This window comes from Caballeronia catudaia (assembly GCF_001544755.2).
In the GTDB taxonomy this organism is placed as follows: domain Bacteria; phylum Pseudomonadota; class Gammaproteobacteria; order Burkholderiales; family Burkholderiaceae; genus Caballeronia; species Caballeronia catudaia.
Window position 1 is genome coordinate 57210 of sequence record NZ_FCOF02000022.1, and the last position, 15521, is coordinate 72730.

The window sequence follows — 15521 nt, forward strand, 5'->3', positions numbered from 1 at the left end:
GGTTCAAGCTCCTTGCGATGATCGATACCAATGTGAACAATCAACTTTCCCTATGACATTACTGATTGGCATTCCTTCGGAAGTAACCACTGGAGAACGGCGCGTCGCGACCGTACCGGAGGTAGTCGAGAAATTGCTCAAGCTGGGGTTTCGGGTGGCTGTGCAAAGCGGTGCCGGCGCCGCCGCAAATTTTGACGATGACGCCTACCGTGCGGCCGGTGCCGAGGTCGTGGCTTCGGCCGCCGAATTGTGGGCTCGCAGCGATATCGTTTTCAAGGTGCGCGCCCCGAGCAGCGAGGAAGTGGCGCTGATGCGCGAGGGCGGCATGTTGATCGGCTTTGTCTGGCCGGCTCAGAACCCCGAATTGATGCAACAACTGGCCGCGAAACGGGCTACCGTACTAGCCATCGACTCGCTGCCGCGCACGCTGTCACGCGCACAGAAGATGGACGCGCTCACCTCGATGGCCGGCATCAGCGGCTACCGTGCAGTGATCGAGGCAGCACATGCTTTCGGCCGCTTCCTGAACGGTCAGGTCACCGCCGCCGGTAAGGTCCCGCCTGCCAAGGTCTTCATCGCTGGCGCTGGCGTAGCAGGCCTGGCTGCAATCGGCACCGCAGCCAGTCTTGGTGCGATCGTGCGCGCCAACGACACGCGCGCCGAGGTGGCCGACCAGGTCAAGTCCCTGGGTGGCGAATTCGTCAAGGTGGACTACGACGAGGAAGGCTCGGGCGGCGGCGGCTACGCGAAGGTCATGAGCGAGGGCTTCCAGCAGGCGCAGCGCGCGATGTACGCGCAGCAGGCCAGGGACGCGGACATCATCATCACCACCGCGCTGATTCCCGGCAGGCCGGCTCCGAAGCTCATCACGGCCGAGATGGTGCAGTCGATGAAGCCGGGCAGCGTGATCGTGGACATGGCAGCGGAGCAAGGCGGCAACTGCGAGCTCACCGTGCCCGGCGAGGCAGCGGTGCGTCACGGCGTGACCATCGTTGGCTATACGGATCTCGCATCGCGTCTGGCGCGGCAGTCGTCCACTCTGTATGGCAACAACCTGCTGCGTGTTGTCGAGGAACTGTGCAAGACCAAGGACGGCACGATCAACGTCGATTTCGACGACGATGCCATCCGCGGCCTTACGGTCATCAAGGAAGGCAACATCACTTGGCCGCCGCCGCCGATCAAGCAGCCGGCCGTCGCCCCCCAGGCTCAGTCGGCCGCGCCCGCGGCGGCCGCGCAAAAAATTAGCAACGGCCACGGCCAGAGCGAGCCGATGTCGGCGAGGTCGCTCGCCGTCGTGTTCGGCATCGGTGCACTGGCGTTCCTGCTGGTGGGGCTGTTTGCGCCGGCCACGTTCCTGTCGCACTTCACGGTGTTCGTACTGGCCTGCTTCATCGGCTACATGGTGATCTGGAATGTCACGCCGTCGCTGCACACGCCGCTGATGAGCGTAACCAATGCGATCTCGTCGATCATCGCCATCGGTGCGCTGGTGCAGGTCGCACCGCCGCTGGGCGAACTGGCCGCAGGCGCAGGCGACCGGCCGTCGGGGCTGATCCTGAGCCTGGCCGTGGGCGCATTGGCACTCACGGCCGTCAACATGTTCGGCGGCTTCGCGGTGACGCGGCGCATGCTGGCGATGTTCCGCAAATAAGGGGACGACAACAATGACTTCCAACCTGACTACCGTCTCCTATATTGGCGCGGCGATTCTCTTCATCCTGAGCCTTGGCGGACTGGCCAATCCCGAAACCGCGCGCCGCGGCAACTTGCTCGGCATGATCGGCATGCTTATCGCGGTGCTGGCCACCGTGCTCGGTCCGCGCGTGTCGGCCGAAGGCATTCCGTACGTTGTCGCTGCGCTGGTCGTCGGTGGCGCGGTCGGCCTGTTCGCCGCGAAGAAGGTGCAGATGACGCAGATGCCCGAACTGGTCGCGCTGATGCACAGCCTGGTGGGCCTGGCGGCCTGCCTGGTGGGCTTCGCCAGCTATATCGACACCTCCGTGCAATTCACCGGCGCTGAGAAGGCGATCCACGAAGTCGAAATTTACGTGGGCATCTTGATCGGTGCGGTGACTTTCGCGGGCTCGGTCATTGCATTCGGCAAGCTGTCGGGCAAGATCGGCGGCAAACCGCTGCTGCTGCCGGCACGGCACTGGCTGAACCTCGCCGCGCTGCTGGTGGTGATCGTGTTCGGCCGTGCGTTTCTGCATGCGGGGACGATTCACGACGGCATGACGCCGCTCTTCGTGATGACGGCGATTTCGCTGTTGTTCGGCGTGCACATGGTGATGGCGATCGGCGGCGCTGACATGCCCGTGGTGGTGTCGATGCTCAACAGCTACTCGGGCTGGGCGGCAGCGGCCACCGGCTTCATGCTCAGCAACGACCTGCTGATCGTGATCGGCGCGCTGGTCGGCTCGTCGGGCGCAATCCTGTCGTACATCATGTGCCGTGCGATGAATCGCAACTTCATCAGCGTGATTGCCGGCGGCTTCGGTACCGGCAGCGGCGTTTCGGCACCAACGGGCGGCGGCACGCAGCCGGCCGGCGAGGTGGTGGCAGTGAGCTCCGCCGAAACCGCCGACCTTCTGCGCGATGCGAAAAGCGTGATCATCGTGCCCGGCTATGGCATGGCCGTGGCGCAGGCCCAGCACACGGTGTACGAACTTACCAGGCTGCTGCGCGAAAAGGGCGTCGACGTGCGGTTCGCGATCCACCCGGTCGCCGGCCGCATGCCGGGCCACATGAATGTGTTATTGGCCGAAGCGAAGGTGCCCTACAACATCGTGATGGAGATGGATGAAATCAACGCCAATTTCCCGGAGGCAGACGTTTCGATGGTCATTGGCGCGAACGACATCGTGAATCCGGCCGCGCAGGAGGACCCCGCTAGCCCGATCGCCGGCATGCCTGTGCTCGAAGTGTGGAAGGCAAAGACGTCGATTGTAATGAAGCGAAGCATGGCTTCCGGCTATGCCGGCGTGGATAACCCGCTCTTCTACAAGGACAACAACCGCATGCTGTTCGGCGACGCGAAGACCATGTTGAGCGAGATTTTCGGCGCGCTGAAAGTCTGAACGCAACGCCTGGGTCCTGCCCATTGCCAATCAACGTTGGCTTACCGACTATAGGTTTTTGCGGGCCTTGGTCGCACACCAACTTCACAAAAAGGAGAGTTTGCATGAGGAAGTCCCGTCGCACTTTTATGATCACCACCGCGGGCGTTGCTTCGGGACTAGCGCTGTCTCGCATTGCCTTTGCTGGTCCAGCCAATGCGTCGGAAACCGATCCAACATCGCTCGCGCTCGGTTATAAGGCCGATGCGGCCACGGTCGACAAGGTTAAGTATGCGAAGTACACAGCGGATCAGGCTTGCCGTAACTGTACGTTTTATCAGGGCAGGCCGAATGACGTGTCCGCTCCGTGTCCGATGTTCGGCGGTAAGCAGGTCGCAGGCAAGGGTTGGTGTAATGCCTATAGCAAAAAGGCCTGATTGCCCAGAGGCTGTATCTACACGATAGACGCGCGGATGCAGCCCATCATTACGTCCCTTGCGCAAAACCGATTGGCGCAAAGACGAGCCGGATTCACTCTAAATGAAGTTGAAGCGGTCGGCGGTCACACGATCGCCGGTGCAATGACGATGAATCTATATCCGGGAGAAAGTAGATAGCGCGTCAGATGCGAGGTAGCGTGAGCTCGAAAATCGAGCCTCCGGCGGCCGACGGGCGGAAGGTCGCGCGGCCCCGATGGGCGAGCGCAATTGCGCGTACCACCGACAGACCCAGTCCCGATCCGCCGAACTGTCTGGAGCGTGACGCGTCGGCGCGCGTGAAAGGCTCGAATACCAGCTTCGCAAATTCGGGCGCAAGGCCGGGGCCGCCATCCTCGACACTCAGCACCAAGGCGGCCGGCGCGAGCCCAAGCGCCACTCGCAATCGACCTGGAATCGCATATCGCCGTGCGTTGTCGAGCAGCGCAAGAAGAGCTTGCCGGATGCGCGCACCATCGCATACGACCATTGCGTCACTGACGTCGAGTTCTATCGTAAAACCTGCCTCATACAGTGCGTCGCTGATGGAATCGACCGCTCGACGTATCTCAATGTCGATGCGTGTCGGTTCGAAATGCATTTCGAGCCGGCCAATGTCCTGAAGCGTGATGATGTGGAGGTCGTCGACGATCCGCGCAAGGCCTTCTACCTGATACAGCAGTCCGCGAATCTGCGCATCATCGGGCTCGAACACGCCATCGCGCATTCCTTGAAGGCGGCCGCGCAAAATCGTCAGTGGTGTGCGCAACTCGTGCGCGATCGCCGCGTTCCAGGCTGTCATGTCAGCCGCCATTTGCTGCAGCCTGATGGCCATCGCATTGAAATCATCGACAAGGAGCGCGGTGTCGCCGAGCGAACGGTCACCGGGAAGCGCGCGTGCTTCGAGGTCGCCTGCTGCGATGCGGCGCGCGCCTTCAGCAAGCGAGTTCAGTGGCGCGAGAATACGGCGGGCCAGGCGAGACGCCATGACGACCGCCACTACGAGGCCGATCAACAGCAACGTGGCGAAAATCAGGAAATCGATCGAATCGGGAATGAGCCAGTCGACGGGCGTCTTGGGAAGCTCAGGAGGCGAGAGCGCGTACAGCCAGCCGTAGATCACGACCGATCCGACAAAGGCGATGAGCATCGTGATAATCGATACCAGGCCCATCGAAAGCACGATCTGACGACTGAGGCGTCCGCGATGTTGAGCTTCATTGCGCTGCGCCTTTTCCATCACGTGCTCGCGAGTCGGTAACCGACGCCCCGTACTACCGTGATGATTTCCGCCGCGCCAGCCTTTTCGAGCTTTTTGCGCAAGTTGCTGACGTGGCTGTCGACCGTGCGTTCGAGCGCGCCACTGCCGGGCATGCAGGCATCGATCAGTTCGCTGCGAGTGAATACCCGCTGCGGCGATCTCGCCATATGGGTAAGCACCCGGAATTCGGTGAGCGTGAGGGCAAGTTGGACCGCGTTTCCGGCTGGAGCTGCACTCGTCCCCGCTTCCCGGATGCTAGCGACGTAGCTTTCCGTGTCGATCTCGAGCCGGCCCACGCGAATGACTGTTTCAGTCCGTGACGCAGCCGTGCGCCGCAGCACCGCACCGACCCTCGCCACGACTTCGACCGGGTTGAACGGCTTCGCGACGTAGTCATCCGCTCCGATGCGCAAGCCCTGCAGCCTGTCGATATCCTGGTCGAGCGCCGTGACAACAACGACCGGAGTGTCGCCGCGACGGCGCAGTTCAGCGAGCACTTCCCAGCCGTCCTTGCCGGGCATTCGAATGTCGAGAAGCACGAGATCCGGCTTCAGTGTCGAATGAACGTCGAGCGCAGTCTGTCCATTGCCGACCCGATATGTGCGATACCCCTCGCGCACGAGATAAGCGTCGAGAATTTCCGCGATTTCGGGTTCGTCTTCGGCGATGAGAATCAGCGCGTTCATGTCGTTACAGGCTTCCGGCAGAAGCGACATCGTGGGACAGCACCGCCGAATACGCAATCAGCTCCATGAAATCTCGATGATATCTCAACACAGCGAACATCCCTTTCCTGTCAGTTCCCAAGGAACGCCGTCATCGTTTCCGCTATCTGCTTCCGATCGTTGTCGATGCATAACATGTGATAGCTGTTCTCTACGATCAGGCATCTTGACGTGGGTATGGCGTCGACCAGAAATGAAGCGGACTTGACCGAGGTCACTTCGTCTTCGCGAGAATTGATCACGAGCGTCGGATGTCTGATGTGTCTCGCGACCCTCCACACCTTGTAGCGCAGTCGATCGACCTGGCGAATACACGCCAGCGGAACCCAGCGATAGTGAAACGCGTCGCCCCGTTGGAACCGGGCCTTGATCAAGGATCGAGTCAACGCGTTCTTGATTCCATAAGGATCTTGCTCGGTGACTCTCATTCTTCGGGCCAGACAAGGAATGAGGTAGAGGAAATACCGGAGTCGCCGATAAAACGGCATCGACCACCCGTCGAGAAAGACCGGTGCTGCGAGCAGGACGAGCTTGCCGTCGCGCGGTCGACGCTCCGCGACGATCAATGCGAGCAGCGCTCCCATGCACATACCGATGAGATGCACCGTTTCATAGGTACGGGCGAGCATGTCATATTCCCGCGTCGCTACGCTTATCCATTGCTCCGCGCGAGCCATGATCAGGTCCTCCGGGCTCGATCCGTGTCCCGGCAACGAAAGCGCGTGCGTATCGATCCCAATCTGGTTCAAAGACTTCCGCAAGATACCAAGATCGTGCACCGTGCCGCCGAGGCCATGAATCAGAAGAGCGACAGTGCGACGTTTTTCGGGTTGTTTCATGATCGTGCCAATTGGTCGGGCGCAACAAGGCTCAGCTCAGGCGCGGTGCCTGGAGGCCTCACGTCGGTCTCGGTCAGGCCACCGCCGAGCGCCTTGTAAAGGGCGACGGCATTGCCGAACTCTGCGCGGCGCAAGTCCAGCAGAACCTGCCTCGATGCATAAAGCTGCCTCTGGGAATCCAGCAGTTCGAGCCGTCCGTCGACGCCGGCGCGATAGCGCAGGCTGGACAGATCAGTGCGACGCTCGGCGCTCGCCACCACCCGGGCCTGAGCCTCGATCTGCCGATGGAAGGTGTCGCGGCCCGCCAGGCCGTCGGCGACTTCGCGGAACGCGATCTGCACAGCCCGTTCGTATCCGGCAACCGCGCTTGTCTTGCGCACTTCAGCGAGTCGGAACTCGGCGCGCAGGCGGCCGCCCTGAAACAGCGGGACTGTGACCTGCGGCGCGAAGGTCCATGCCCGATGGTCGCCGTCGAAAAGGCCGCTCATGGCCGGACTGATGAAACCCAAAGAACTTGTCAATGAGAGCCGTGGAAAGAATGCGGCGCGCGCCGCACCGATATCGGCATTGGCGGCGATCAGGTTCTGTTCCGCCTGCAAAATATCGGGCCGCCGGAACAGAAGGTCGGACGGCAGGCCTGCTGGCAGTCGCGTCATGACCGGTTGCTGCGCCAGCGGGGTCGGCTCCGGCAGATCCTTCGGGAAGTCGGCGCCGATCAGGAGCCACAGTGCATTGCCGGCCTGCTCGACCATGCGTGCGCGCGCCTCCAGATCTGCTTCGGCGCTGGCGACTTGACCTTCGGCGCCGGCCACGTCGACGCTGCTCGCCTGATGGGCGTTCCTGAGCCGGCGCGCGAGGTCGAGTGACTCCCGCCAGTCCGCAAGGGTGTGTTCGGCCAACTCGCGCTGCTCCTGTGCGAGGCGCTCGGCGAAGTACGCGTCGGCCACCGCACCAACGAGCGCGATCTGCGCGGCACGGCGTCCGTCATCGCTTTCGAGGTAACGGGCGAACGCGGCATCCGACAGGGAGCGAACGCGGCCGAACAGATCGATCTCGAACGCGCTGATCCCGACGTTGACGCCGTATTGCTTCTGCGTCATCGCGGCGATGGGCGGATCGGTCTCGGCATTGGGGGCGATGCGCTGGCGTGTGAAACCGCCTGCGGCGTCGGCAGAAGGCAATTGTGCAGCGCGCTGGATGCCATACTGGGCCGCGGCAGCTTCGACGTTCAGCGCGGCGAGCCGCAGATCGCGATTGCTTTCGAGCGCGAGTTCAATGAGACGCTGCAAACGCCGGTCACCGAACATCGTGCGCCAGCCCAGATCGGCTGCGTTCGTGCGCACATCGGGCGCGGCGCCTGTCGTGTATGTCATGGGGACGGGCGCAGCCGGCCTGACGAACGCCGGGGTCAAAGAGCAGGCCGACACGGCCAGCACGACGGGAAGAATGAGGGCTCGCATGACATCAACTCTCTTGTTCTTGACGCACGGCCGCGCATTGACGGCGGGTTGCCCGCCATGCCGCGATGCGTTCCTGGAAGCTCATCACGAAAACAAAGAAGACGGGCACGAAGAAGACAGCGAGGATCGTCGCAGTGACCATGCCGCCGAACACGCCGGTACCGATCGCGTGCTGTGTTTCCGCGCTCACGCCGGTCGCGATCATCAGCGGCACCACGCCGAGGCCGAACGCCAGCGATGTCATCAGGATTGGACGCAGGCGCAGCCGGGCAGCTTCCACGGCGGCGTCCGCCAGCCCCTTGCCCTGTTCGCGCAATTGCTTCGCGAACTCGATGATGAGGATCGCGTTCTTCGCGGACAGGCCGATCACGGTGATCATCCCGACCTTGAAGAACACGTCGTTCGGCAATCCGCGCAGCAGCACCGCGCTGAGCGCGCCGATCAGCCCGAGCGGTATCACTAGCATCACCGACAGCGGAATCGACCAACTCTCGTAGAGCGCGGCCAGCACGAGGAACACGACCACCATCGACAGCGCCATTAGCATCGGAGCCTGCGACGCCGACTGACGCTCCTGCAGTGACTGCCCGGTCCACTCGACCGTGAAGCCCGAGGGCAACTGCGCGGCGAGACGTTCCATCTCGGCCATCGCCGCGCCGCTGGAATGACCCGGCGCGGCGCTGCCCGATATGCGCGCGGCCGGATAGCCCTCGAAGCGCGTCAGTTGCAGTGGCGACTCGGACCAGACGGGACGGATCACTTCCGATAGCGGCACCATGCCGCCGCCGGCATTGCGCACGTACAGCTTCAGTACGTCGTTGATCTGCATGCGCGCGGACGCGTCGGCCTGGATGATGACCTGCTGCATACGTCTGGCATTCGGGAAGTCGTTGACGTAGGTCGAGCCGATCGCTGCCGACAGCGTTTCGCTGATGCTGGTGAAGGACACACCAAGCGCCTCGGCCTTGGGCCGGTCAATCTCCAGGTGGATGCTGGCACCCGCTGGCAGGTTATCGGGGTAGACGCCCGTTACGATGTCACTCTTCGCCGCGAGTTCCAGCAGCTTAGCTTGGGCCGCCTTCAGCGCTTCGTCGCCGTGATTGGCGCGATCCTGCAGACGCAGCGTGAAGCCCGAGCTGGTGCCGAGCTCGTCGATCGCGGGCGGCAGCAGGCTCATCACGGATCCCTCGGTCACCGTAGCCATGGCTTGCTGTGCACGCGCGTTCTCATTGGGCGTCGTCGCGTCGCCGCGCCTGTCCCAGTCCTTGAGCACCGCAAAGTTCAGCGCGGCATTCGGTCCGGAGCCTGAGAAGCCATAGCCGACGATCGAAATGCTCGACTGGATCGCCGGGCGCGACGCGAGATGGCGCTGCAGCGTCCCGACCACATCCTGCGTGCGCTCGGCGGTCGCGTCGGCGGGCAGCAGGAAGCTTGTCATGAAGTAGCCCTGATCCTCGTCTGGCAGAAACGACGACGGCAGCATGCGAAAGCCGATGACGAGTGCGCCGGAAATCGCCGCGAACAGCAGCATCACACGCCCGGTCCGGCCGACGAGCCGGCCGACGCGCGATTCGTACGACCGCGTCATCCGCTCGAAACGACGGTTGAACCAGCCGAAGAAGCCGCGTTTCTCGTGATTGCCGGGCGCGACCGGCTTGAGCATCGTCGCGCACAGAGCGGGCGTCAGCGTCAGCGCGAGGAGCGCCGAGAACAGAATGGAGACTGCCATCGACAGCGTGAACTGCTGGTAGATCACGCCAACCGAGCCGCTTGCCAATGCCATCGGGATGAACACCGCGGTCAGCACCAGTGTGATGCCGACGATCGCGCCGGAGATCTCCTTCATGGCCTTCGACGTTGCGAGCTTCGGCGAGAGACCTTCTTCGGTCATCAGGCGCTCGACGTTCTCTACCACGACGATCGCATCGTCGACGATGATGCCGATCGAGAGCACCATGCCGAACATTGTTAGCACGTTGATGGAGAAGCCTGTCGCCAACATGATCGTGAATGTGCCGAGCATCGCCACGGGCGCGACGATGGCCGGGATCAGCGTGTAGCGCACGTTCTGCAGGAACAGGTACATTACGAGGAACACGAGCACCATCGCTTCGACGAGCGTATGGAGAACCTTCTCGATCGAAATCTGAACGAACGGAGAAGTATCGAACGGGATCGAATAGCTGATACCGGCCGGCATCGCCTTGCCCGCTTCCTTCAGACGCTCGCGCACGGCCGCCGCGGTCTTGACCGCATTGGCGCCGGGCGCGAGCTGCACGCCAGCGAAGGCGGCGGGCTTGCCGTTCTCGCTGCTGACGAAGCTGTACGACTGCGACCCGAGCTCGACCCGCGCGACGTCGCGCAGCACGACCCGGGAGCCATCGGCGTTGGCGCGCAGCACGATCGCGGCAAACTGTTCCGGGGTCGTCAGTTGCCCTTGTGCGGTAAGCGGCACGGTCACCCGCTGACCGGTCAGAGCCGGCGACGCACCGACGCTGCCCGGCGCGATCTGCACGTTCTGCTGGCTGATCGCAGTCGTCAGGTCGTTCATCGACAAGCCATAGCCGATCAGCTTGTTCGGATCGACCCAGATGCGCATCGCCCGTTCGGAACCGAACAACTGTACGCGGCCGACGCCATCGACGCGTCGCAGCTCCTCGACGACGTTGCGCGCCATGTAGTCGCTGAGCATGCTCGCGTCGTAGAGACCGCTGTCGGACTTGAGACCGATAAGCATCAGGAAGCCCGAGGAAGCCGACTCCACGGTCACGCCGGACTGGCGCACGACCGGGGGCAGGCGCGGCTCGACGGTCTTGAGCTGGTTCTGAACGTCGACCTGGGCGAGCGCGGGATTCGTGCCGGGCTTGAACGTCACCGTGATCTGCGCGGTGCCCGACGTATCGGCCGACGACTCGAAGTAGAGCAGATTTTTGACGCCCGACAGCTCGCGCTCGATCAGGCTCAGCACGGAGTCGCTCATAGTTTGCGGCGTGGCGCCGGGATACGTCGCGGTAATGGTGACGGCGGGCGGTGCGACCGAAGGGTAACGTTCGATCGGCAGTTGCGGTATCGCGATCAGGCCCAGCAGGATGATGAAGAGGGCGATCACCCACGCGAAGACGGGTCGCCGGATGAAGAATTCGGACATGGCTGGACGCTCCCGTGACTCAGTGCGTGGGTGCAGCCAGCGGCGCACCGGGCGATTTCCCGTCGTTCGCGGCGACCAGCGCGCCGTCGTTCAGGCGCTCCATGCCTTCGACCACGATCTTCTGCCCGGACGTGAGACCCGATTGAATGCGGTAATGACGTCCGCTCAGCTCGCCGAGCTCGACGGGCCTTGGCCGCGCGTGGCTCGTCGCGTCGATCACCCAGACCTGCGGCTTGCCCGCGACGCGTACGACCGCCTGCTGCGGAACAAGCAGCGTGCTCGCGTAGTTCGCGCGCGGAATCCGTGCCCGTACATACATTCCCGGAAGAAGCTGCCGCTTCGGGTTGTCGACCAGCACGCGCAACAACACATCGCCGGTCCCGGAATCGACGTTGACGCCCGAAAAGAGCACGCGGCCTTTCACGCCGTACGGTGTGTCGTCGTCGCGCAGAACTTCCACCGGAAGGCCACCGCCGCCGCCTTGTTGTTGCGTCGACAGTATGTTGCGCAGCGATTCGAGCGATGCCGCCGGCTGGCGCACATCCACATAGACCTGATCGATCTGCTGGATGCGCGCCATGGGTTGGCTGTCGCTACTGGCGACCAGCGCTCCCTCGGTCATCAGCGCCTGATCGATGCGGCCGGAGATCGGCGCCTCGACCGTCGCGAACTTCAGATCGAGCTGCCGACGCGCGAGCGTGGCGCTTGCCTGCGCCACGTCTGCGACGCCCTGGTCTCGCTGCGAGACGGCGTCGTCGTAGACCTGGCGGCTGATCGCGTCAGCTTCGACAAGCGGCTGCAGGCGCGCCGTTTGCACTTTCGCGCGCGCAAGCGCTGCCTCGGCGCGTTGCAGCGCCGCCGCGGCCGTGTCCCTGTCAGCCTTGAACGGCGCAGGGTTGATCTGAAACAGCGGCTGGCCGGCACGCACCTCGGTGCCTTGCTCGAACAGCCGGCGCATGACGATACCGCTGACCTGCGGCCGTATCTCAGCGATGCGCATTGCTGCGACCCGACCCGGCAAATCTTCCGTGAGTCTGAGCGAAGCGTGCACCACGGTCGCCGACGCCACGGGAATCGCGGGGGAGGCGCCCAGCTGTTCGGCTTGCCCGCAGCCCGCAAGCATTGCCTCCAGCAGCAGCACGCACAAACTGCCACCCAGAGACCATCTTTCAAGTTTCATATGAACTCCATCAGACGCAGGCAGTCGCCCGCTTGAACGGCAAGAAGTCTGCGTTCGAACGATGGGGTTTCCTTCGCGATTTGATGGAGAAACGATGAAGACGCAGTCATCTTCAAAGTGCTCGTCCGGCTTCACAGTTTCTCCATCAGTTCTCCAACGTTGCTTATCGATCCATCTTCAACATTGCCCTTTGGAGCAAATTCTTCGAGGGATCGGTCGCATGAACCGCAGTTTAAGCATCATCCACAGCGAATCGTCGAAGGGGTGGGGAGGGCAGGAAATGCGCACCGTCAGGGAAATGATCGGCATGCGCGACGCCGGCCACCGTGTCGAACTGATTTGCCCGCGTGACGCGTTGATCGGAATGCACGGTGCTGCCGCCGGATTCGCCGTGCATCATTCGGAGATGAGGACGGGAGGCGATGTCGCCTCCGCTATCGATATTGCATGCATGTTGCGGCGTCGAGCTTGCGACGTGCTCAACACGCACAGCGGCCACGACAGCCTGGTCGCAGGCTTTGCCGCCCGCCTGGCCGGTACGCCGCTGGTTGTACGGACGCGTCACCTTGCGTTGCCCATCACTTCGCTTGCGACCTACAACTGGCTTCCTCACCGCGTGATCGCGGTGAGTCACCACGTTCGGAAGTATTTGATCGGTGCCGGAGTCGGTGCGGACCGGGTCGAAACCATCTATGACGGCATTGAGAATCTCGCAGCCGGCGGGAAGTCAACACTGCGCACAGAGCTGGGACTCCGGGACGATGATGTCGTCGCCTGCATGGTCGCCATCATGCGGGAAGGGAAGGGCCACGACGACCTCATTGCAGCCGTCGTCCCGCTACTGGAGTCGCGTGAGAAATTCCATGTTGTGCTGGCTGGAGACGGCCCGATGTTCGCCGAAATAGAGCGCATGGTCTTGAACCGCGGCCTCGAGCACCGAATTCACCTGTTGGGGTTCCGCAGCGACGTTCCAAACATCATGGCCGGATGCGATTTCTTCGTGCTTCCGACGCATCAGGAGGCGCTCGGCCAAGCCTTCATCGAGGCGATGTCGCTGGGCCTTCCGGTCATCGGAACGGACGTGGGAGGGGTGCCCGAGCTGATCAGCGACGAAGTGAACGGTCTGCTGGTTCCTCCGCGCGATCCCGTCGTTTTGGCAGAAGCGCTCGTACGGCTCATCGACAACGCATCGCTTCGACACGAACTGAGTCATGCAGGTCGATTTATTTTGTCGAAAGGGTTTAGCGTGACGAACATGGTGTACGACACAATGTGCTTCTATCGACGCTCGCTCCAGCAGAGAGGCTATCAAGCATGAAGCCGCACCATGCGCGAGCGGTACCTGTGCTGATGTATCACCACGTCAGCAATTCACCGGGAATGCTGACTGTCACCGTCGAGCACTTCACACAACAGATCGCCTACCTTCGTCGTGCGGGCTACCAGACGCTCGGTGGCGACGGGCTGGCGGCATTCCTTTGCGGCGAGCGGGTTCCTGCCAGGTCGGTGGTCATCACGTTTGACGATGGCTATCTGGACAACTGGGTTTTCGCGCATCCGATCCTGCAGCGTTGGGGATTCAAGGCACTATGCTTCCTAGTCACGAGTTGGCCCGGCGATGGACCCGTTCGTCCGACTTCAGTCGACGCATCGGCCGAATCGCCCCGCGTACTCTCCCACGAGGACTCGCAGATTGCCATCCAGAATGGAAAGGCCGATGACGCCATCATGCGCTGGTCCGAAATCGAAGCGATGAGACGTGCAGGAACCTTCGAATTTCATAGCCATACGCACACGCACAGGCGTTGGGATCATCTAACGACTTCGCGCAGGGCGAAGCGGGCTTGTCTGACAGAAGATTTGCGAGCGGGACGAAATGAACTCTTGGCGCGGCTGGGAACTGAGTCACGTCATCTTTGCTGGCCTGAAGGCTTTTACGATGGCGATTATCGGGAGATCGCGCTGAATGAGGGCTTCAATTTGCTTTATACATGTAATCGGGGTACTAATCCGCAATCGAACCGGGATAACAAGGATGCCGAGCGGACTATCGCGCGGTTGGCCGTGCGCGACCGCCCCGCATCATGGCTGGCAACCCGACTCTGGATACATGGTCGACCGTTGTTGAGCCGGGCGTACTTGAGTTTAAGGTTGTAATTAAGCGAGGCGGGTCGTAATCGCATGAAGGCCGACAGGTCAAGCAGCATTTTGATTCAAATGGAAGCGCTGAGCTAATGCGACAGACAACGGATAGATAGCTTAGACGCACCAGGGACCGCTGCCGGATGTGGGAGAGGCACGGCTCCGGTCGCCGAACCATTGGCCTACGATCGACCTCAATACCTAGTCGCTCGTGGCCTCCGTTTCGATCGGGAGGGCGGCGACGGTTAGTTCGCTGAACGCGCAACTTCGCGGACCACTACAGCGGCCGTTAGAAAGACGATCTGATCGACGGTAGCGGTTGCGCTGTCGATTCCGTTCACGCGTTGGCGCCATCCTGGCTGCTCATGGAGGTGCTCGCGCACCGCGCCGATCAACACTCTGACCGAGTTGAAATGAAGGATGATCGACCCGAGGTTCGATTCCGGCCCAACTGCCGAAGTGATTTTACATAATGAAACTTACCGCATATTCGTTAGTGCTACGAAATACAGACGACATGCAACGCTGGAGCGTTGAGCACGGTCGGCTCGGCGGCATGCTGATAAGCGATACCGAGTTCTTGTTTGCAGGCCACTCAGGTCAGACGACGAGCCAGGGAAGCCTCGCGTACCACGCTCTCCGACAGCGGCAGAAGGAGCGCTTTGCTGGGGGGCGTGAGATTTTCAGGCCAGAGAGCGGCCGGATTTTCGGTTCGCGTGGCGTAGACATCTGCAAACAAACGATTGTGGGTACCGGAACTGAGGATTCGATCAGTGTAGCCGTTCACGACGGTCTTTAGGAAGGAGGCGTGACCTTGTCACGGAACGGAATTCGTTCAACTAGCGCGCGTTAATTTGACTCGGAAGCACGGAATCGATTGGATGGCCGGGAAAGCGCGGAAGTCTACGGGCTGCCCGCGCTTTGCGGACGGCGTCCGGCAACATGCCGATGAGGCTTCGTCGTAAGTAGGTTCAGTCGCGTCATCAGGAGCCCAGCCGTGAATTCGGACGATATCTGCGGAATCTTGCTTCGACTTCCGCCCGGAGGTGCGTCAGTCCTGCCCCGGAAGCTGTGAGAGCGAGTTGAACAAGCCCGTTAAAAAGCCGCCGGAAGAAATTCGTCCGGAAGGGTTCCGAATCTGCGAACACATTTCGCCAGCCACGCTTCTCAAGCCTGCGAGGCGATATTTGCGTATCCAGCGCCTCAAAGAGCCGAGCACTCCCTAATTGGC

At 62.0% G+C, this 15521-nt stretch carries 11 protein-coding genes; 5 read left to right on the forward strand and 6 right to left on the reverse strand.

All coding sequences use genetic code 11. The annotated features are described in order from the left end of the window. The first annotated feature begins 52 nt into the window (after nucleotides 1-52). From AWB75_RS22265 to AWB75_RS22275, 3 genes are all read left to right on the forward strand, one after another. A complete protein-coding gene (locus AWB75_RS22265; RefSeq protein ID WP_061126216.1) occupies nucleotides 53-1654 on the forward strand; it encodes a Re/Si-specific NAD(P)(+) transhydrogenase subunit alpha in 1602 nt (533 codons plus the stop codon). Nucleotides 1655-1667: 13 nt separating this feature from the next. Beyond that, nucleotides 1668-3080: a Re/Si-specific NAD(P)(+) transhydrogenase subunit beta gene (gene pntB / locus AWB75_RS22270; protein WP_061126217.1), complete on the forward strand. Its 1413-nt coding sequence runs from the start codon at nucleotides 1668-1670 to the stop codon at nucleotides 3078-3080. 104 nt (nucleotides 3081-3184) lie between these two features. Beyond that, complete coding sequence (locus AWB75_RS22275; protein WP_061126218.1) at nucleotides 3185-3496, forward strand: high-potential iron-sulfur protein; 312 nt, start codon at nucleotides 3185-3187, stop codon at nucleotides 3494-3496. Nucleotides 3497-3680: 184 nt separating this feature from the next. On the opposite strand, the gene AWB75_RS22280 is transcribed toward AWB75_RS22275, so the two are convergent. The 6 genes from AWB75_RS22280 to AWB75_RS22305 form a co-directional block, all read right to left on the reverse strand. Next, nucleotides 3681-4775, reverse strand: coding sequence for an ATP-binding protein (locus tag AWB75_RS22280; protein ID WP_061126219.1), 1095 nt, complete (start codon nucleotides 4773-4775; stop codon nucleotides 3681-3683). Next, nucleotides 4775-5482: a response regulator gene (locus AWB75_RS22285; RefSeq protein WP_061126250.1), complete on the reverse strand. Its 708-nt coding sequence runs from the start codon at nucleotides 5480-5482 to the stop codon at nucleotides 4775-4777. Before AWB75_RS22285 ends, AWB75_RS22280 begins: the two co-directional genes overlap by 1 nt. 110 nt (nucleotides 5483-5592) lie before the next feature. Then, nucleotides 5593-6360, reverse strand: a complete 768-nt coding sequence (locus AWB75_RS22290) for an alpha/beta hydrolase (protein ID WP_061126220.1) — start codon at nucleotides 6358-6360, stop codon at nucleotides 5593-5595. Beyond that, nucleotides 6357-7820, reverse strand: coding sequence for an efflux transporter outer membrane subunit (locus AWB75_RS22295; protein ID WP_061126221.1), 1464 nt, complete (start codon nucleotides 7818-7820; stop codon nucleotides 6357-6359). Before AWB75_RS22295 ends, AWB75_RS22290 begins: the two co-directional genes overlap by 4 nt. A 4-nt stretch (nucleotides 7821-7824) precedes the next feature. Next, on the reverse strand, nucleotides 7825-10968 hold the full coding sequence (locus AWB75_RS22300) for an efflux RND transporter permease subunit (RefSeq protein ID WP_061126222.1): 3144 nt from the start codon (nucleotides 10966-10968) through the stop codon (nucleotides 7825-7827). Nucleotides 10969-10987: 19 nt separating this feature from the next. Beyond that, a complete protein-coding gene (locus AWB75_RS22305; RefSeq protein WP_061126223.1) occupies nucleotides 10988-12148 on the reverse strand; it encodes an efflux RND transporter periplasmic adaptor subunit in 1161 nt (386 codons plus the stop codon). Nucleotides 12149-12368: 220 nt separating this feature from the next. On the opposite strand from AWB75_RS22305, the gene AWB75_RS22310 reads away from it, so the two are divergent. Continuing rightward, entirely contained in the window at nucleotides 12369-13466 is a 1098-nt protein-coding gene (locus tag AWB75_RS22310) for a glycosyltransferase family 4 protein (RefSeq protein ID WP_061126224.1), read from the forward strand. Continuing rightward, nucleotides 13463-14305: a polysaccharide deacetylase family protein gene (locus AWB75_RS22315; protein WP_061126225.1), complete on the forward strand. Its 843-nt coding sequence runs from the start codon at nucleotides 13463-13465 to the stop codon at nucleotides 14303-14305. The genes AWB75_RS22310 and AWB75_RS22315 overlap by 4 nt, the downstream gene beginning before the upstream one ends. Nucleotides 14306-15521: the final 1216 nt, after the last annotated feature.